Genomic DNA, 18,029 nt, shown 5'->3' with positions numbered 1-18,029 from the left:
GAAACAGGCGCGAAGCGCCGTTTTCAGGGGCGCGGGGCAGTGCTTGATGCGCGGCTACCGCCGCGTGGGCGCGACCGGCCGCATCGCACCCGCCCACGCGCCGCCCCACCCCCTCTAGTGGGCGATGTCCCCGTACCCCTCGATGTCCTGAGGCCTCCGCACGCCCGGCCCCACATACCGCGCCGACGGCCGCACCAACCGCCCCGTCCGCTTCTGCTCAAGAATGTGCGCCGACCACCCCGCCGTCCGCGCACACGTGAACATCGACGTGAACATGTGCGCCGGCACCTCCGCGAAGTCCAGCATGATCGCCGCCCAGAACTCCACATTGGTGGCGAGCACACGATCCGGCCGCCGGTTGTGGAGCTCCTCCAGCGCCGCCTTCTCCAACGCCTCCGCGATCTCGAACCGCGGCGCCCCCAGCTCCCGCGCCGTCCGCCGCAGCACCCGCGCCCGCGGGTCCTCCGCCCGGTACACCCGGTGCCCGAACCCCATCAGCCGCTCACCCCGGTCCAGCGCCCGCTTGACGTACCCCACCGCGTCCCCGGTCCGCTCGATCTCCTCGATCATCCCGAGCACCCGCGACGGCGCACCCCCGTGCAAGGGCCCCGACATGGCCCCCACCGCACCCGACAGCGCGGCCGCGACATCCGCACCGGTCGACGCGATCACCCGCGCCGTGAACGTGGACGCGTTCATCCCGTGCTCGGCGGCGGACGTCCAGTACGCGTCCACGGCCGCCACATGCTTGGGATCCGGCTCCCCACGCCACCGGATCATGAACCGCTCGACCACCGAGTGCGCCTTGTCGATCTCCCGCTGCGGTACCATCGCCAGCCCCTGCCCACGCGCGGACTGGGCGACGTACGACAGCGCCATCACCGCGGCCCGCGCCAGGTCCTCCCGGGCCTGCCCGGCGTCGATGTCGAGGAGCGGCTTCAGCCCCCACACCGGCGCGAGCATGGCCAGCGCCGACTGCACATCCACCCGGATGTCACCCGAATGGACCGGGATCGGGAACGGCTCGGCCGGCGGCAGCCCCGGATTGAAGGCCCCGTCGACGAGCAACCCCCACACGTTCCCGAACGAGACGTGCCCGACCAGATCCTCGATGTCGACGCCCCGGTACCGCAGGGCGCCTCCCTCCTTGTCCGGTTCGGCGATCTCCGTCTCGAACGCGACGACTCCTTCGAGCCCGGGTACGAAGTCGGACATGGGGCGGCTCCTCATGGGTGTAGGCGGAGGCAACTGCACCATAACCCCGAGTGCCATAGTTGGGGAGCCCAGCGGCACTCAGTGCCACAGTAGGTATGCGTCACATGTGCCCCGGACCCGTATGCGCATGCGGCAAGATGACCGCGTGACCGATCGCGACGCCGCCGCCTCTGACGAACCCATCCTCGACCCCGCCGCGATGCGCAAGCACTACCGGGCCGAGGGACTCGAAGAACGCGACCTGGCCGCCCACCCCATGGACCAGTTCACCCGCTGGTTCGAACAGGCCGCACGGGCCGCCGCCGACGGCATGATCTACGAACCCAACGCGATGATCGTCGCCACCGCCGACGCCGAGGGCCGCCCCAGCTCACGCACGGTCCTCATGAAGCAGTACGACACCCGCGGCTTCGTCTTCTACACCAACTACGACTCCCGCAAGGCCCAGGACCTCGCCGCGAACCCGTACGTCTCGCTGGTCTTCCCCTGGCACGCCATCGCCCGCCAGGTCGTCGTCACCGGCACCGCCCGCCGCACCGGCCGCGACGAGACCGCCGCCTACTTCCGCACCCGCCCGCACGGCTCCCAGCTCGGCGCCTGGGCCAGCACCCAGTCCACGGTCATCTACTCCCGCGCCGAACTCGACGCCTCCTACGCGGAGCTCAGCGCCCGCTACCCCGAGGGCGAACAGGTCCCGGTCCCCCCGCACTGGGGCGGCTTCCGCATCGCCCCCCGGACCGTCGAGTTCTGGCAGGGCCGCCAGAACCGCCTGCACGACCGCCTCCGCTACGTGGCCGACCCCGACGGCACCTGGCACGTGGAGCGCCTCAGCCCCTGACCTCCCCGCGGCCCCCGCGAACGCAGACGACCCGCGAGCTCGGGTCCCTCCGCCGGGGCGGAGGAGCCGGCCGGACGTACCGGCGAGCTCGCGGGTCGGGTGACTGCCTGGGATTGGGCCGGCTGCATGTATCGGTCACATGCTGGTCCGGCACCGCACTGGGTGTGGTGACGGGCCGCTAGCCCGCAGCCACCTCACGCGTCCGGTTGTCATACATCTGCCGAACCACCTCCCTTCTCGTGTGCCTCACAGCCTACGAAGCCGGCTGAAGGTGCTCAAGGGATTTTTTTGAAGGTGACGTGCTGCGGCGGTACCCCCTACCGTCCCAGCCATGACAGAGCGGCGGGTGATTCTCAGTGGGTCGGTGTTCGAGGAGGAGATCGGGTATGCGCGGGCGGTGGTGGACGGGGACTGGGTGCATGTGTCCGGGACCACCGGGTTCGACTATGCGGCGATGACGATCTCGGACGATGTCGTCGAACAGGCCGAGCAGTGTCTGCGGAACATCGGGGCGGCGCTGGCCGAGGCCGGGTGCGGGTTCGAGGACGTGGTGCGGGTGCGGTACCTGCTGCCGGTGCGGGAGGACTTCGAGCCGTGCTGGCCGGTGCTGCGGCGGGTGTTCGGGCAGGTGCGGCCGGCCGCGACGATGATGGTGTGCGGGCTGTCCGATCCCCGGATGAGGATCGAGATCGAGGTGTACGCGCGGCGCGCGGCGGGAGACGGCGCGTGAGCGGTCTGAGGGTGGTTCCCGTGGACGGGGACGAGGCGCTGGAGCAGTGGCGGTATGTGCACAACGTCGTCGTGCCGCCTGCCGCGATGTCGGCGGAGGAGGCGCGGGAGCGGCTTGCGCGGGGGTATCGGCTGGAGAACGCGTACGACGGGGACGTGCTGGTGGGGTGTTCCACGGTGCGGCCGGTGGCCGACGGGGTGGTGACGGTGATCGCGCGGGTGCTGCCGGAGTTCCGGCGGCGGGGGTTCGGTACGGCCCTGTACGAGCACGCGCTCGGGCACGCGCGCGTGCCGGGTGTCGAGGTCGACGCTGTCGAGACGTGTGTGCTGGCCGTCAACGAGGGCGGGCTGCGGTTCGCCGAGTCGTACGGGTTCGTCGAGGTCGAACGGTATGTGCTCGACGGGGAGAGCGATGAGTGGGTGGATCTGCGGCTCGCGCTGTGAGGTGGTGGCCGACGGCGGCTTGCAACGATTCCCTCAATCTTGTGGGAACACGGTGTGGGCTGCGTCACGTTCGAGTTGAATGAAGGGCAGTGAGTGAACCGACGCGCCGTGCGTGCGGACGCAGCCTGATGGGGGTCCAGGTGAGTGCTTCCCGGCGTAGTGGGGCCACGGACGAGCTGGGGCCCGACGAGCCCGAGCCGGAACCGGGGCGGGATGCTCCGGAGGACTCGGGTGGCTCCGACCTGCTCGCCGCGCTGCTCGACGGCATGGACGCGGCACTGTGTGCCTTCGACGCGGACGGCTTCGTCACCCACTGGAACCGTGAGGCCGAGCGGATCCTGGGGTGGACGGCGGCCGAAGCGGTGGGCCGGCACGGGTTCGCCGGGTGGGCGGTGCGCGAGGCGGACGCGGACGAGGTCGAGGGGCGGTTGCTGTCGGCCATGCACGCCCCGGGGCGGCAGGTGCACGAGTTCGCGCTGCTCACGAAGGACGGCGGGCGGGTGCTCGTACGGACGCAGTCGGCGGCGGTGCGCGGGCCGGACGGGAAGCCGGCGGGCGTGTACTGCGCGTTCAGCGAGGTGCACGCGCAGATCGACCTGGAGCGGTCGATCGCGCTGAGCGAGGCGCTGTTCGAGGACGCGGCCTGGGGTGTCGTGGTCGTGGACGCCGATCTGCGGCCCGCCGTGGTCAACGCGTATGCCGCGCGGGCGCTCGGTATCGGGCGTACTTCGGCGCTCGGGCGGCCGCTCGGGGAGTTGCTCGCGCTGGGTGTGGAGGACCTGGAGAGCGCGCTGACGCATGTGCTGGCCGAGGGGGCGCCGCCCGCGCCGGCCGAGATGTGGGTGAGTGTGCGGACGGCGGAGGGCGAGCAGCGGCGCTGCTGGCGGTCGGGGTTCCTGCGGCTGGCGTCGCCGCTCGCGGAGGAGCCGGTGCCGCTCGGGGTCGGCTGGCTGTTCCAGGACGTCACGGAGGCCAAGCACGTCGAGCAGGAGGCGGCGACGCTGCGCTTCCGGGCGAACCAGCTGCATCGCGCGGCCCGTGCGGCCGCCGAGTGCGAGGATCCGGCGGAGGCGGCCACCGTCCATCTGGACTTCGCGCTGGCCGGGTTCGCCGACCACGCGGTGATCGACCGGGTGGTGGGCGGTTCCCGGGCCGACGGGGAGGTGGGGCCGGTCCGGCTGGTGCGGATCGCGGCCACGCCGTCCGGGACGCCGGGGCCGAGCATGCTGACGGGCTCGGCGGGGCTGCCGGTGCGCTACGAGGAGGGGCATCCGGCGTTGCAGTGCGTGGCGCGGGCCGGGAGTGTCCGGGCGGACGCCGGTTCGGTGCCGCCGGACCGGGCGCGGGCCTGGGCGCTGGACCGGCAGTGGCCGGGGGACGCGGTGCACGCGTTGTGCGCGGTGCTGCGCAGCCGGGGGCGGACGCTGGGCGTGGTGACGTTCCTGCGCGGGGCGGCTCGTAGCCGCTTCGAGCGCGCGGACGCGACGTACGCCGAGGACGTGGCGGTCCGCGTCGCCACCGCGCTGGACCTCGCCCGCCTCGCGGAGGACCGGCAGCAGTAGCGGTCCGTTCAGTGCTGGTAGAAGATCCGGTCGCGGTACTCCGCGAACACGCGGGCGTTCCATTCGTGGCCGCCGTCGACGTTGCCGGAGCGCAGCAGCGGGGGTTCGGTGCCGCGGTCGGCGAGGGTGGCCGCGGTGGTGGCGAGGACCGCCTGGAGCAGGGCGCTGGTGACGACCGTGGAGGCGGGTGCGAAGGGCGCCGGGATGGTGTCGAGGGTGAGTTCGGCGTCGCCGACGGCGATCTTCGAGTCGAGGACGACGTCGCAGTGGTCCTTGAGGTAGGTGCCGGAGCTGTGCCGGGAGGTGGTCTGTGCGGCGTACGCCACCGACGTCACGCCGATGACCTTGACGCCGCGCCGGCGGGCCTCGACGGCCATCTCGACGGGCAGGGCGTTGCGGCCGGACAGGGAGATGATCACGAGGGCGTCGCCGGTGCGCAGGGGTGAGGTGTCGAGGACGGCGGTGGCGAGTCCGTCGACGCGTTCGAGGCGGGAGCCGAGGGTGGCGGGCATGACGTCGACGCCGACGAGGCCGGGGGCGGCGAGGAGGTTCATGAGGGCGAGGCCGCCGGCGCGGTAGACGACGTCCTGGGCGGCGAGGGAGGAGTGGCCGGCGCCGAAGGCGAACAGCCGGCCGCCGGAGGTGACGGTGTCGGCGAGGAGGGTGCCGGCGGTGGTGATGGCCTCGGCCTCCTCGTCGCGGACCCGTCGCAGGAGGCCGATGGCGGCGTCGAAGAACAGGTCGGCGGGCGTGCCGTCGCTCATGCGGGGCCCCTTCGCAGCGTCAGCGTGGGTGTCGGTGCCTGTGTCGCCGATCACCCTCAGGTCTGGACCAGGGCGGTGTCAATACGGCCGGGGGTTCGGTGCGGGTGGGTGGGATCCGGGTGGGAAGTGCGCGGCCCTTCAGCGGCGCGGGAGCCGTGCGGCCGGCCTCCACCGGCCCGCGGGTGGAGGCGGGGCCCGTGCCGCCGTTCCTCCGGTGTCCCCCGCTTGTCGGTGGGATCCGGCAGAATTGGGGGCAGGGCCAGCGCACGCGGCCGGGGCTTCCGGCGAGGTAATCGAGGGGCACGTATGTCCGGACTGATCGACACCACGGAGATGTATCTCCGCACCATCCTCGAACTCGAAGAGGAAGGCGTTGTCCCCATGCGCGCCCGCATCGCGGAGCGGCTCGACCAGAGCGGGCCGACGGTGAGCCAGACGGTGGCACGGATGGAGCGGGACGGTCTGGTGTCCGTCGCCGCCGACCGCCACCTGGAGCTGACCGACGAGGGCCGCCGGCTGGCGACGCGCGTGATGCGCAAGCACCGGCTCGCGGAGTGCCTGCTGGTCGACGTGATCGGTCTGGAGTGGGAGCAGGTGCACGCCGAGGCGTGCCGCTGGGAGCACGTGATGAGCGAGGCCGTGGAGCGGCGCGTCCTGGAGCTGCTGCGGCACCCGACCGAGTCGCCGTACGGCAATCCGATCCCGGGTCTGGAGGAGCTGGGCGAGAAGGACGGCGCGGATCCGTTCCTCGACGAGAGCATGGTGTCGCTGGCCGACCTGGATCCGGGCTCGGACGGCAAGACGGTGGTCGTGCGCCGGATCGGCGAGCCCATCCAGACCGACGCGCAGCTGATGTACACGCTGCGGCGGGCGGGTGTGCAGCCCGGTTCGGTGGTGAGCGTGACGGAGGCGGCCGGCGGGGTGCTGGTGGGCAGCGGCGGCGAGGCGGCCGAGCTGGAGGCGGACGTCGCCTCCCACGTGTTCGTCGCCAAGCGCTGAGCGACGGCGCAGCTGAGCATCGTTCAACTTCCGTTGCTCCTGGCGGGGTTGATGCCTCTGTTCGAGGCCGTGCCGGTGGGTGTCGAACGCGTCGAATCCAAGATTCAGTGCGCGGAATCGCAGCGCTGGAACGCTTCGCGTGCGAGGCTGTCGCGAGAGGCATATGACCTGAGGGGGGCGGGGAGGATGTGCCGAGGACGTGGACATGGGATTGGCCCCGGCACCTTGCGGTGCCGGGGCCTGTCCTCCCCAGTGCTGACCCGGAGCCCCGAGCTCCCAGGGTCATCCCCGCGGACCGTTTTCCCCGAGCGGCCCGCCCCCCGCAGAAGAAATCCCCCCGGCGGCGCCGATCATGCCTGAAGAGGGGTCACTCGAATGAGGGGTGTTGCCCGCCGGAACCCGATTTTCGAATAGAGGTTCGATAGCCTGCAACGGTACCGAAGCACCACGAAGTGAGTACGAGGCGACACTAGGCACGCGGAGCTAGGGGGGTGCCAGGCCCATGGCACGGCGCATCGACGTGACAGGAGCCGGCGGCGTACACCTCGCCGCCTGGGAGTTCGCGGACCCGCCCAAGACGGAGGAGGCGGACCGCTCGGTTCCCGGCGTGCTGTTACTGCACGGCCTGATGGGCCGCGCCTCGCACTGGGCGTCCACCGCCCGCTGGCTCTCCGAGCGGTACCGGGCCGTCGCCCTCGATCAGCGCGGCCACGGCCAGAGCGACAAGCCCCCGCAGGCCGGCTACACCCGCGAGGCGTACATCGAGGACACCGCGGCCGCCGTCGAGCAGCTGGACCTCGCGCCGGCCGTGCTCATCGGCCACGCCATGGGCGCGCTGACCGCCTGGCAGCTCGCCGCGAAGCGCCCCGAGCTGGTGCGGGGTCTGATCATCTGCGACATGCGGGCGTCCGCGCTCGGCGCGGCCTCGCAGCGCGAGTGGGCCGACTGGTTCAAGTCCTGGCCCGTTCCCTTCGCCACGCTCGCCGACGTACGCAAGTGGTTCGGCGAGGACGATCCCTGGGTGGAGCGGCCGAACCCGGCGCGCGGGGAGTTCTACGCCGAGGTGATGCACGAGGGCGCGGACGGCTGGCGGCCCGTGTTCGACCCCGACCGGATGCTGAAGTCCCGGGAGACCTGGGTGTACGACGCGCACTGGGAGGAGCTGGCCCAGGTGTCGTGCCCCACGCTGGTCGTGCGCGGGGTGGACGGGGAGCTGGGGCGGGCGGAGGCGCAGGAGATGGTTCGGGTGCTGCCGAAGGGGGAGTACGCCGAGGTGGCGGACGCCGGCCATCTGTTGCCCTACGACCGGCCGGAGGCCTGGCGGGCGGCGGTGGAGCCGTTTCTTGATCGGGTGGGGGAGTGAACAGCGCCTACCGGGCAGGCGTCCTCTGGGCGAGTTCGGCGGCCGCGGGCGCGCGGTGGTTTCGCGCGCACTTCCCCGCGCCCCTCACGGGGCGCCGCACCTAGCCTTTGCTGACGGCGAGCAGTATCTCCGGCAAGCAGGCCGCTGTCCGCGGCGCCGCCAGACGCAGCCCCGCCCAGGTGATCCCCGCGCCGTAGAACGCCCCCACCGGCAGCAGCAGCCAGGTCCACTCCTCACCCCCCGCGCTCACGTTCAGCGCGATCGTCAGGGCGATGACCGGGGAGCACAGCAGGGCGGCCGCGACCATGCCGCCGAAGATGGCGATCCAGGCGAGTCCGGCCTGGCCGGGGGCGACGTTGCGGTGGCCCTCCTGGGGGATGGAGTAGGGGAAGCGGGCGGAGGTCCAGGCGCCGGTCGCCAGCATCGCGCCGAGCAGGGCGAAGGAGAGGCCGAGCACCTCGGGCAGCCTGGGCCAGTCGCCCAGCATGGCCGTGGTCAGGACGGTCACCAGCGTGGCGTACGGCAGGGTGATCAGCAGCAGGGCCAGCGCCCGCCCGCGCAGTTCGGCGTAGGCGTCCCCGGCGGACGAAATGGTCATCGCGACCATCCAGAAGGCGGAGGAGTCCTGCCCGAACTGGTTGTACATCTGGATGCCGAGCATCCCCGCGGCGAAGCACGCGAAGTAGATCGAACCGGTGCCCTGCAAGGCGTTGAAGACGGGCACGATCAGGCCGATGGCCAGCGAGGTCACCCAGGCGGCCTTGGTCTTGGGGTCGCGCCAGACGTAGCGCAGGCTGCGGGCCATGACCGTACCGGTGCGTCCGCCGGGCAGCAGCCGTCCGAGGCCGCCGTCCGCGGCGTAACGGCTCCGGGCGGCCGTGTCGGGCGCCTGGAGGGTGGACCCGTCGGGTGAGGTCATCAGCCGGGTCAGCGTCCGCGCCCACGCGCCGACGAGCAGCGCCAGCGCGGCGAGGGCCAGGCCGAGCTGGAGGACCGCCGTGCCGTACGACCCCTCGCTCGCCGACCGCACCGCGCCGATCGCCGACGCGGGCGGCAGCCACCGCACCACGTCGGCCACCGGCGCGAGTTGCCCGAGCCCGGCCGAACCGAGGCTCTGGGCACCGAAGTTGACGAGCTGCGCGCCGACCGCGATCACCAGGCCGCTCAGGACGGCCAGGTCACGGCCCTTGCGGCTGCTGAGCAGCCGTACGTTCGCGGCGGCCACCGCGCGCGCCAGGGCCACACAGACCAGCAGTGCGAGGGCCACGGCGACGACCGCGGCGCCGTAGCCGGCCGCGCCGTGCGCCACCGACACCGCGCAGCCCACCAGCACCAGCAGGCTGAACAGGGGGCCGATGCCGACCAGCGAGGCGGCCAGCAGGGCCCGTACCAGGGGCCGGGGCCGCAGCGGGAGCATCACCAGCCGGGTCGGGTCCAGGGTCTCGTCGCCGCCCGGGAAGAACAACGGCATCACCGCCCAGCCCAGCGCCAGCACGGCGGCCCCCAGCACCGCCACCGCGTCCACGTGCGCGTGCCCGCGCAGCACGATCAGGCCCAGCAGTTGCAGGGCCGCGAACAGCAGCGCGAGGACCGCCGACACGACGAACGCGGCCCGCCGGCCGCCGGACTGCCGCAGCCCGTTGCGCAGCAGCGACAGCTTCAGCCGTACGACGGTGGCGGTCACGTCGGTCATCGGGCCGCCCCGCCGCCCAGCCAGTCAAGGTCGGAGGCGGTGTCCCGGCCGCTCGCCCCGACGAGTTCGAGGAACGCCGCCTGGAGGTGGGGATGCGCCCCGCGCACCTCGTCCAGGGTCCCCGTCGCGCGGATCCGGCCGGCCGCCAGCACCGCGACCCAGTCGCACAGCGACTCGACGAGCTCCATCACGTGGGAGGAGAAGACGACGGTCGCGCCGGAGGCGGTGTACCGCTCCAGCACACCCCGGATGATCTGCGCGGACACCGGGTCGACGCCCTCGAACGGCTCGTCCAGGAAGAGGACTTCGGGGTTGTGGAGGAGAGCGGCGGCGAGCCCGATCTTCTTGCGCATGCCGGTCGAGTAGTCGACGACGAGTTTGTGCTGGGCTCCGGCGAGGTCGAGGACGTCCAGGAGCTGGGTGGCCCGCTTGTCGACCTCGGCGCCGGGCAGGCCGCGCAGCCGGCCGGAGTAGCCGAGCAGTTCGCGTCCGGAGAGCCGTTCGAAGAGACGGAGGCCTTCGGGGAGGACACCGATGCGGGCCTTCACGGCCACCGGGTCCCGCCACACGTCGTGGCCGACGACCTCGACCAGGCCCTGATCGGGGCGCAGCAGCCCGGTCACCATGGAGAGGGTGGTGGTCTTGCCGGCGCCGTTCGGCCCGACGAGTCCGACGAACTTCCCGGCGGGCAGCGACAGGTCGATCCCGCCGACGGCCACCTGTTGCCCAAACCGCTTCCACAGCCCACGAACACGCACGGCATCGGTCATGGGCCAACCCTATGGGGGCGGAGAGTTCCGAGGGTGCGAGTGGGGGGCTGAGGTGGGGGTGGGGACGCTTGCCGGCGCTTGCCGGGTGCCGCCCGCGCCCACCCGTGCCGCCCCAGCGGCACGACTGCCCGCGGCTGAGGAGAGACGGTTGTGCAGCGCCCCGTAAGGGGCGCGGGGAACTGCGCGATCAGCCACGATGGGCCCGCGGCCGCGCACGACACAGCACCCGGCAGCCCAGTAGGCGCGCTACCGATCCCGGCCACACGCATAGGCCAACGGCGAGATCAGCTCCTCCGCATCCGGCAGCCACCGGTTCGCCGGCGTCGGCCGGCAGACCCACTGGACCGCCCCTCGCGAGCCGTACCGGGTGGGCGGGGCGGGCAGATACGCGCCCTCTCCCAGCGCCGTGAGGTCCAGTGACGCCGGTGACCAGCCCAGCTTCCGTACCAGGTCCGGCACCTTCGCCGACGCGCCCGGCAGTACGAAGAACTGCATCCGGCGGTCGGGGGTCAGCGTCACCGGCCCCAGCGTCAGCTCCATCCGCTCCATGCGCGCCAGCGCGAGAAACCCCGCCGTCTCCGGGACGGACAGCGCGTCGAAGGTCCGCCCCGTCGGCAGCAGGATCGACGCCGTCGGCTGCTTCTGCCACATCCGGCGCGCGACCGTCGCACTACCGGTCGCCTGCGTCGCCCAGTCCGGGCGCGCCGCGTGCGCGCCGGGCGCCGCGCACGCGACCTCCCCGCAGGAGCAGCGCTGCACCCCCTCGACCGCTTCCAGCCAGGTGCCCGGGAAGACGTCCCAGTGGCGCTCCTCGGCGTAGCGTACGGCGGTGTCCAGCAGCGATTCCCCGCGCTGCTTCGGAATCTGAGCGGCTTCGGTGCCGACGATCGTCTCTTCCACGCTCAACACAACTCCCGCGCCCACCTGGAGTTACGGGCGTAGCGCGCGCGGGGGAGGAGCATCCTCTCGGTAACTGGGGCGCATGGATGCATGTGTGGGGGCGCGCGGGAGGAGCCGGGGCGTGAGCGGGTAGTCAGACATGGGGGGTTGGCGGCGGCCGCAGCCGCAGTTCCGCCGCGTTTACCCGGCAATCCTCGCATGTCCCGCATTTTCGGTATGTCCGCTGGGCAGTGATCGTAAAGGCCGGATCTTTTCCCTACAGGGAGTTCGCAGGGGGTACGCCATGGCCGCAAGGCCGCTTGTCGCGCGGCAGCCGAACGAACGGTTGCAGGCGCTCATCCAGGAGGCGGGGTGCTCGAACGCCGGGCTCGCCCGCCGGGTCAACATGTGCGGCGCCGAGCACGGTCTCGACCTGCGGTACGACAAGACGTCCGTGGCGCGCTGGCTGCGCGGCCAGCAGCCGCGGGGCCGGGCGCCCGCGATCATCGCCGAGGCGCTGGGGCGCAAGCTGGGCCGGACGGTCACGATCGACGAGATCGGCATGGCCAACGGCAAGAACCTCGCCTCCGGTGTCGGTCTCCAGTTCTCGCCGACGGTGCTCGGGGCCATCGAGCAGGTCTGCGAGCTGTGGCGCAGTGACGTGGGGCGCCGGGACTTCCTGTCCGGTTCCTCGGTCGCCGCGTCCGCGCTGGTGGAGCCGAGCCGGGACTGGCTGATCTCGGCGCCGGACGCGCAGGTGGCGCGGCAGGCGGGGCCGCGGGTCGGGCAGTCGGACGTCGCGGCCGTGAAGGCGATGACGCAGGCCCTCACCGACCTCGACCACCAGTTCGGCAGCGGACATGTGCGCCCGGTCGTCGTGCACTACCTCAACAGCGTCGTCTCCGGACTGCTGGCCGGCTCCTACCGGGAGTCCGTGGGGCGGGAGTTGTTCGCCGCCGTCGCCCGGCTCACCGAACTGGCCGGGTACATGGCCGTCGACACCGGCCAACCCGGGCTGGCCCAGCGGTACTACATCCAGTCGCTGCGTCTCGCGCAGGCGGCCGGCGACCGTGGCTACGGCGGCTATGTGCTCGCCTCCTCCATGAGCCACCTCGCCGCGCAGCTCGGAAACCCGCGCGAGATCGCCCAGTTGGCGCGGGCGGCGCAGGAAGGGGCACGTGGTCGCGTGACGCCGCGCGCGGAGGCCATGTTCTTGGCGGCCGAGGCCCGCGGCCACGCCCTGCTCGGCGATGCGCGGGCGGCGCAGCTGGCGTCGGGGCGGGCGGTGTCGGCGATGGAGGCCGCCGATCCGGCGTCCGGGGACGACCCGGCGTGGATCAGGCACTTCGACGAGGCCTACCTGGCCGACGAGTTGGCGCACTGCCATCGCGACCTGGGCCAGGCCGAGGCGGCCGCCAGGTGCGCGCAGCAGTCGCTGGACGGACACCCGGAGACCCGGGCCCGGCGCCGGGCGATCGGCTATGTGCTCCTCGCCACAGCGCAGGTGCAGCAGCGGGAGATCGAACAGGCCTGTGCCACCGGGACGAAGGCGGTCGAACTGCTGGAGACGGTCCGCTCCAACCGGGGGGCGGAGTACCTGGAGGACTTCCAGCAGCGGCTGGAGCCGTTCCGGGACGAACCTGTGGTCAGGGAGTTCGGCGCGCGCCTGGATCTGCGGGCGGCCGCGTGAATTCCTGCCCCGCGGTCGCGTGAACGGGTGGGAAACCCCGCTCTCCCGTCGGAAGGCGGCATGTACAGCGCACCGCGGGGCGGTTTTGTTACTGCTGTCACAGGGACCAAGATCGCGCCCCTGGCCACGTGGCACCCTGCTGAGGTGACCCGGTAGCGTGAGCCTGATTCACAAGGTCCCCCATTAGTAGGAGTCCCGGTGACGCAGAGTGGACAGGGCGAGCCCGCGCGCGAAGGCATCGTGCTGCCCTCGGACGGTGGCGAGCCTCTGCTGCCGGGTATGACGGGCAGCCCCGTCCCCGTCGCGCAGCCGCCCGCCCCGGCCGCCGCGCCGCCCGAGGGCCAGTCCTGGGGCCAGCCGTGGGGCCCCGGCCGGCAGCAGAGCCCGCAGGACCAGCCGCCCGGGCAGGGCTGGCCGCAGGCGGCCGGCCAGGAGTGGGCCGACCCTGAGCCGCCGCAGCCACTGCCGCCCGCCTGGAACGCCCAGTCGCACGCGGCCCAGAACCACGCGGCCCAGAACCACGCGGCCCGGGCCCAGTCCCCCGGCGCCGGCCCGCTTCCGCCGGAGGAGGCGCCGGCCCAGTCGTACGGCGGCGGCTACGAGCAGTCGTACGGCTACGGCGCCGCCCAGCCCCAGCAGTCGTACGGCGCCCCGCTGCCCCCGGCAGGCGGCCACGACCCCTACGGCGCCCAGGGCGCCGCGCTGCCGCCCGCCGTCCCGCAGGGAGGACACGGCGGCTACGGCGGTGCGCTGCCGCCCGCCGACGAGGGGGCCACCCAGTACATACCGCCGGTGCCGGCCGCGCCGGTGGACGAGGGCGCCACGCAGTACATACCGCCGGTGCCGGCGGCCTCCGAGGGCGCCACCCAGTTGATCCCGCCGGTGGGACCCGGTGCGCTGCCGCCGGAGATCTCCCACGGGCAGACCGCCTTCCCCGGCCACCAGGCCGCCCCCGCGGCGCACTCCGACGCCGAGGCCACGCAGTACATCCCGCCGTACCCGGTCTCCGGTGGCCCGCAGGACGGCGGCGACCGGCAGCCGCCCGCCGAGTTCGACAACCTCTTCCGCAGCGCGCCGGGCGGCGAGCCCCCGGCCGCGTCCACGGCCCAGATGCCGCGCTTCCAGCCCCAGCCCCAGAGCGGCTACCAGCAGCCGCCGGCGTACACCCCGCCCCCCGCGTCGTTCGGCCACGCCGACGACGGTGACGGCGGCGGCCGGGGCGGCCGCAACAGGTCCAAGGTGCCGCTGATCGCGGCCGTCGGGATCGGCATCGTCGTGCTCGGCGTCGGCGCCGGTGCCCTGCTCAGCGGCGGCGGGGGGTCGGACGACGGCAACAAGACGGTCGCCGCCTCCGCCTCGGCCACCGGCGGGTCCTCGTCGGCCGCGGCCGACCCCGCGAAGGCGCAGGCCGTCGCCCTGGACAAGCTGCTCGCCGACAGCGGCAGCAGCCGGGCCTCGGTGATCAGCGCCGTCGCCCAGGTTAAGCAGTGCGAGAACCTGGACGGCTCCGCCTCCGACCTGCGCGACGCCGCCCAGCAGCGCACCCAGCTGGTCACCCGGCTCTCGCAGCTGTCCGTCGACAAGCTGCCGAACAACGCCGAGCTGAGCACCGCCCTCACCCGGGCCTGGCAGGCCTCCGCGAACGCCGACAACCACTACGCCGCCTGGGCCGACCAGGTCAAGAGCAAGCACGGCTGCCACAAGGGCCAGGCCCGCACCACCGGCCAGACCGCCGCCGGCAACCGCGAGAGCGGCACCGCCAGCAGCCAGAAGGTGAAGGCGGCCGCGCTGTGGAACACGATCGCGAGCAAGTACGGACTGACCCAGCGGCAGCCGACCCAGCTGTGACGACAGCCGGCCCGCACGTGCCGGTCACGTGCGGGCCGGTCCCGCACGGGCGGGTCCCGCACGGGCGGGTCCCGCACGGGCGGGTCCCGCACGGGCGGGTCACGCACGTGCGGGTCACGCACCGGCCGGTCGCGTGCGATCGGCCGGTCAGCTGAGGTCGGCGTTCTCCAGGATCTTGGTCATGTCCAGGGCCTGCTTGTTCGCCGACCGCAGCAGGCCGCCCCTGACCGTCTGGACGTTCACGTCGGCGTTGACCAGCCGGGCGAAGCCGGCCGCGGCCAGCTCGCCCTGGTAGGGCCAGGACAGGGACGGGGTGAGGCCGCCGGTGGAGACCTTCAGGCCGTCGTTGAGGGTGCGGCGCACAGTGTCGGCGCTGATCTCGCCGTCGCCGATCTTCTCCAGCGCGGCGGTGAGGACCTTGTAGGCGATCCAGGTGGTCTGCACCCCGGCGTCGGCCGGGTCGATCCGGTTGTCGCCGAAGGCCTCCTCGCTGATGACCTTCTTCATCTCGTCCCAGCGTGAGTCCGAGGCCACCGGGTACCAGCCGGTGATGTACGACCCCTCGTAGGGGCCGCCCGCGCCGCCGGTGGAGTTGATCACCGTCTGGTCGACGCTGCCGACCTCGGCGGCCGTCTTCACCGCCGGATAACCCTTGCGGGCCCGCTGGAAGTTGTCCATGAAGGTGGCCGTGCGGTCACCGAGCTCGGGCACCACACAGCCCGTCTTCGGCGCGTCCGAGGTGGCGCTCTCCAGCGCCTTCTGCGACTGCTGGTCGTACTCGCTGAGGTCCTCGGCCGCGAGCTGGTCGATCGCCTTGGCGTGGCCGCCCGCCGTGAGACCCGAGTCGAGCAACTGGGGCAGCTGGTCGCCGGCGATGCTGTCCGGGCGGACCAGGGTGACCGGGCCGCAGGAGTCGGCCAGCGCCTCCCCGAGTCCGGCGAGCAGGGTGAGCGAGCCGCCGTTGACCGGGTAGGAGACTGGGCTGGTGAACTCCTGGTTCGACGCTCCGTAGCCGCCTATGTAGGGGATGGCCGCGCCCTCCAGCGCGGGGAAGTAGGAGTCGCCGAACTGGCTGTAGGAGCCGACCACGGCGACGACGTCCTCGTCGACCGCCCGCTGGGCGCAGGCCGCGGCGCCCACGCTGCTGTTGTGGTCGTTGCAGGTGACGAGCTTGAGCTTGCGGCCGTTGACGCCGCCCTCGGAGTTGATCCATTTGACGTAGGCGGAGGCCATGGCGGGCATGCCGGGCTTGTTGGTGGCGCTGGTCTCCTGCGGCGCCCAGGTCATCACCTTGATCGTGTCGTCCGTCGAGGTCGACATCCCTGGGACGACACCGCAGCCGGCTGCGAGTGACGCGCAGGCCGTCATGGCCGCCGCGGACAGGGCGGTGGCTCTGACACGCCGGTGGGTGGTGGGGAGGACGCTGCTGACGGTGGTGCTGAAGATGGGGCGCCTGCCGGTCATGGACACGCACGATTCCGTCACACCACAAACCAGGAAGTGACCCACGGTCGACGACGGGTGACGCACAGGTGAATTACAGGGGTGTGGTGAAAGGGGTGTGACGAGGAACGTACGATCGATGACCGTGCAAGGTTCGGAGAACTCTTCCCGTCGCGGCCGTCGCTCCTCCACCATGGGCGGCATGCCACTCAATGACATGCCGTGGTGGCGCTGGCGCAGCAATGTGCGCTCCGCGCTGCACATGCTCTCCGACCCGGACTTCCAGCGGAACGTCTGGCTGGCCGGTCAGGACGGGTACGGCGACGTGACCGACGCGGTCTACCGGCTGGTCGAGGACACCTGGCTGGACAACTGGTCCGCGGAGAAATACGTCGGGACGATATTCCGCGACTCGCAGGAGGCGGCGCTCGTCGACACCGCCGTGCTGCGGGTGCTGCGGATCATGCACCAGGTGGGGCCGGACGCGCCGGTCTCCGCGTACCTCGAACACCAGGCGTGGCCGGACGCGGTCCGGGCGGCCCGCGACGCGCACATACGCCTGGCGGTGAGCGACGGCGACGAGCCGGACATCCCGCCGCGCAGCCTCGAGGTGCTGCGGATCATGACGCGGGCGGCCTGAGCCCGGTCGGTCCTGGTCCGGCGGGTCCCGGCCCGGCCGGTCCGCGTCGCGGACGGCGGCGGCCGGGGTGAGCGGGGCATGAGATTCTGTGGTGCATGACCGATCAGTCCACCCGAGCCCAGGCCGCCCCGGCCGACCAGTACGTCCTCACGCTCTCCTGCCCGGACAAAAAGGGCATCGTGCACGCCGTGTCGAGCTACCTGTTCATGACCGGCTGCAACATCGAGGACAGCCAGCAGTTCGGGGACCACGACACGGGTCTGTTCTTCATGCGCGTGCACTTCTCGGCCGACGCGCCGGTGACGGTCGACAAGCTGCGGGCGAGCTTCGCGGCGATCGGCGACTCCTTCCACATGGACTGGCAGATCAACCGGGCCGACGAGAGGATGCGCATCGTCCTCATGGTCAGCAAGTTCGGGCACTGCCTGAACGACCTGCTCTTCCGCGCCCGCATCGGGGCGCTCCCGGTGGACATCGCGGCCGTGGTCTCCAACCACACCGACTTCGCGGAGCTGGTGGACTCGTACCACATCCCCTTCCACCACATCCCGGTGACGAAGGAGACGAAGGCCGACGCCGAGGCACGGCTGCTGGACCTCGTCCGTGAGGAGAACGTCGAGCTGGTGGTGCTGGCCCGCTACATGCAGGTCCTCTCGGACGACCTGTGCAAGCAGCTGAGCGGCCGGATCATCAACATCCACCACTCGTTCCTGCCGAGCTTCAAGGGCGCGAAGCCGTACCACCAGGCGCACGCGCGGGGCGTGAAGCTGATCGGCGCGACGGCGCACTACGTCACGGCCGACCTGGACGAGGGCCCGATCATCGAGCAGGAGGTCGAACGGGTCGGCCACGACGTCACCCCCGACCAGCTGGTCGCGATCGGCCGCGACGTGGAGTGCCAGGCGCTGGCGCGGGCGGTGAAGTGGCATGCGGAGCGCCGCATCCTGCTCAACGGCCGGCGGACGGTCGTCTTCGGCTGACAGCCGCGCGAGGGGCTTCGCCCCAGGGGCGGGGGGGGGTCCCGTCGTACGGCGGGTGCAGCCGCGTGGGGGCCGTTCGCGCAACCCCACATGCGGGGCGTCCGGGTGGAGATGCCGTCACCGGCGTACTCCTTGTACCCCTTCCAGTACGCGGTGATGTTGCCCGCGTTGC

The 18,029-nt window shown here is 72.3% G+C and carries 16 protein-coding genes; 10 read left to right on the top strand and 6 right to left on the bottom strand.

From position 1 onward, the window contains the following. Window positions 1–114 precede the first annotated feature (114 nt). Window positions 115–1,215: a citrate synthase 2 gene (locus AB0P24_RS40000; protein ID WP_234541509.1), complete on the bottom strand. Its 1,101-nt coding sequence runs from the start codon at window positions 1,213–1,215 to the stop codon at window positions 115–117. A 127-nt stretch (window positions 1,216–1,342) separates the two neighbouring features. Between AB0P24_RS40000 and pdxH the strand changes: the two genes are divergently transcribed. The 4 genes from pdxH (at window position 1,343) to AB0P24_RS39980 (ending at window position 4,788) form a co-directional block, all read left to right on the top strand. Continuing rightward, window positions 1,343–2,053, top strand: coding sequence for a pyridoxamine 5'-phosphate oxidase (gene pdxH, locus AB0P24_RS39995; RefSeq protein ID WP_365802948.1), 711 nt, complete (start codon window positions 1,343–1,345; stop codon window positions 2,051–2,053). Between the two features lie 331 nt (window positions 2,054–2,384). Further along, the gene (locus AB0P24_RS39990; protein WP_365802946.1) at window positions 2,385–2,783 is read left to right on the top strand and encodes a RidA family protein; all 399 of its coding nucleotides are present in this window, start codon (window positions 2,385–2,387) and stop codon (window positions 2,781–2,783) included. Further along, entirely contained in the window at window positions 2,780–3,226 is a 447-nt protein-coding gene (locus AB0P24_RS39985; RefSeq protein WP_365802944.1) for a GNAT family N-acetyltransferase, read from the top strand. Before AB0P24_RS39990 ends, AB0P24_RS39985 begins: the two co-directional genes overlap by 4 nt. A 140-nt stretch (window positions 3,227–3,366) precedes the next feature. Beyond that, window positions 3,367–4,788, top strand: coding sequence for a PAS domain-containing protein (locus AB0P24_RS39980; protein ID WP_365802942.1), 1,422 nt, complete (start codon window positions 3,367–3,369; stop codon window positions 4,786–4,788). An 8-nt stretch (window positions 4,789–4,796) separates the two neighbouring features. Here AB0P24_RS39980 and AB0P24_RS39975 read toward each other — a convergent pair whose 3' ends face one another. Next, a complete protein-coding gene (locus tag AB0P24_RS39975; RefSeq protein ID WP_365802940.1) occupies window positions 4,797–5,552 on the bottom strand; it encodes an SIS domain-containing protein in 756 nt (251 codons plus the stop codon). Window positions 5,553–5,858: 306 nt separating this feature from the next. Here AB0P24_RS39975 and AB0P24_RS39970 point away from each other — a divergent pair, with 306 nt between their 5' ends. Both AB0P24_RS39970 and AB0P24_RS39965 read left to right on the top strand, forming a co-directional pair. Next, a complete protein-coding gene (locus AB0P24_RS39970) occupies window positions 5,859–6,551 on the top strand; it encodes a metal-dependent transcriptional regulator (RefSeq protein ID WP_181808690.1) in 693 nt (230 codons plus the stop codon). A 502-nt stretch (window positions 6,552–7,053) separates the two neighbouring features. Further along, entirely contained in the window at window positions 7,054–7,914 is an 861-nt protein-coding gene (locus tag AB0P24_RS39965) for an alpha/beta hydrolase (protein WP_365802938.1), read from the top strand. A gap of 100 nt (window positions 7,915–8,014) precedes the next feature. Here AB0P24_RS39965 and AB0P24_RS39960 read toward each other — a convergent pair whose 3' ends face one another. From AB0P24_RS39960 to AB0P24_RS39950, 3 genes are all read right to left on the bottom strand, one after another. Then, window positions 8,015–9,607, bottom strand: a complete 1,593-nt coding sequence (locus AB0P24_RS39960) for a transporter (RefSeq protein ID WP_365802936.1) — start codon at window positions 9,605–9,607, stop codon at window positions 8,015–8,017. Next, window positions 9,604–10,377, bottom strand: coding sequence for an ABC transporter ATP-binding protein (locus AB0P24_RS39955; RefSeq protein WP_365802934.1), 774 nt, complete (start codon window positions 10,375–10,377; stop codon window positions 9,604–9,606). The genes AB0P24_RS39960 and AB0P24_RS39955 overlap by 4 nt, the downstream gene beginning before the upstream one ends. A gap of 246 nt (window positions 10,378–10,623) precedes the next feature. Then, a complete protein-coding gene (locus tag AB0P24_RS39950) occupies window positions 10,624–11,286 on the bottom strand; it encodes a bifunctional DNA primase/polymerase (RefSeq protein WP_365802932.1) in 663 nt (220 codons plus the stop codon). A gap of 274 nt (window positions 11,287–11,560) precedes the next feature. Between AB0P24_RS39950 and AB0P24_RS39945 the strand changes: the two genes are divergently transcribed. Next, window positions 11,561–12,946 carry a transcriptional regulator gene (locus AB0P24_RS39945; protein ID WP_365802930.1) on the top strand — a complete coding sequence of 462 codons (1,386 nt, stop codon included), beginning with the start codon at window positions 11,561–11,563 and terminating at the stop codon, window positions 12,944–12,946. Window positions 12,947–13,144: 198 nt separating this feature from the next. Further along, complete coding sequence (locus AB0P24_RS39940; protein WP_365802928.1) at window positions 13,145–14,794, top strand: hypothetical protein; 1,650 nt, start codon at window positions 13,145–13,147, stop codon at window positions 14,792–14,794. A 147-nt stretch (window positions 14,795–14,941) separates the two neighbouring features. On the opposite strand, the gene AB0P24_RS39935 is transcribed toward AB0P24_RS39940, so the two are convergent. Next, on the bottom strand, window positions 14,942–16,258 hold the full coding sequence (locus tag AB0P24_RS39935) for an ABC transporter substrate-binding protein (protein WP_365802926.1): 1,317 nt from the start codon (window positions 16,256–16,258) through the stop codon (window positions 14,942–14,944). A gap of 118 nt (window positions 16,259–16,376) precedes the next feature. Here AB0P24_RS39935 and AB0P24_RS39930 point away from each other — a divergent pair, with 118 nt between their 5' ends. Next, the gene (locus AB0P24_RS39930; RefSeq protein ID WP_365802924.1) at window positions 16,377–16,877 is read left to right on the top strand and encodes a hypothetical protein; all 501 of its coding nucleotides are present in this window, start codon (window positions 16,377–16,379) and stop codon (window positions 16,875–16,877) included. Window positions 16,878–16,972: 95 nt separating this feature from the next. Further along, window positions 16,973–17,857, top strand: coding sequence for a formyltetrahydrofolate deformylase (gene purU, locus AB0P24_RS39925; protein ID WP_365802922.1), 885 nt, complete (start codon window positions 16,973–16,975; stop codon window positions 17,855–17,857). Window positions 17,858–18,029: the final 172 nt, after the last annotated feature.

It is taken from the genome of Streptomyces sp. NPDC086519 (assembly GCF_040686075.1).
GTDB classification, from domain to species: Bacteria; Actinomycetota; Actinomycetes; order Streptomycetales; family Streptomycetaceae; genus Streptomyces; species Streptomyces shenzhenensis.
The sequence above is the reverse complement of the archived record's forward strand: the minus strand, read 5'-3'. Positions and strand labels throughout refer to the sequence as shown.

What these genes read in the sequence shown, in the direction of transcription:
- AB0P24_RS39990 (WP_365802946.1), top strand. Translation starts at nt 2,385, where the DNA reads ATGACAGAGCGGCGGGTGATTCTCAGTGGGTCGGTGTTCGAGGAGGAG.
- purU (WP_365802922.1), top strand. Translation starts at nt 16,973, where the DNA reads ATGACCGATCAGTCCACCCGAGCCCAGGCCGCCCCGGCCGACCAGTAC.
- AB0P24_RS39960 (WP_365802936.1), bottom strand. Translation starts at nt 9,607, where the DNA reads ATGACCGACGTGACCGCCACCGTCGTACGGCTGAAGCTGTCGCTGCTG.
- AB0P24_RS39965 (WP_365802938.1), top strand. Translation starts at nt 7,054, where the DNA reads ATGGCACGGCGCATCGACGTGACAGGAGCCGGCGGCGTACACCTCGCC.
- AB0P24_RS40000 (WP_234541509.1), bottom strand. Translation starts at nt 1,215, where the DNA reads ATGTCCGACTTCGTACCCGGGCTCGAAGGAGTCGTCGCGTTCGAGACG.
- pdxH (WP_365802948.1), top strand. Translation starts at nt 1,343, where the DNA reads ATGCGGCAAGATGACCGCGTGACCGATCGCGACGCCGCCGCCTCTGAC.
- AB0P24_RS39955 (WP_365802934.1), bottom strand. Translation starts at nt 10,377, where the DNA reads ATGACCGATGCCGTGCGTGTTCGTGGGCTGTGGAAGCGGTTTGGGCAA.
- AB0P24_RS39970 (WP_181808690.1), top strand. Translation starts at nt 5,859, where the DNA reads ATGTCCGGACTGATCGACACCACGGAGATGTATCTCCGCACCATCCTC.
- AB0P24_RS39975 (WP_365802940.1), bottom strand. Translation starts at nt 5,552, where the DNA reads ATGAGCGACGGCACGCCCGCCGACCTGTTCTTCGACGCCGCCATCGGC.
- AB0P24_RS39935 (WP_365802926.1), bottom strand. Translation starts at nt 16,258, where the DNA reads ATGACCGGCAGGCGCCCCATCTTCAGCACCACCGTCAGCAGCGTCCTC.
- AB0P24_RS39945 (WP_365802930.1), top strand. Translation starts at nt 11,561, where the DNA reads ATGGCCGCAAGGCCGCTTGTCGCGCGGCAGCCGAACGAACGGTTGCAG.
- AB0P24_RS39930 (WP_365802924.1), top strand. Translation starts at nt 16,377, where the DNA reads ATGACCGTGCAAGGTTCGGAGAACTCTTCCCGTCGCGGCCGTCGCTCC.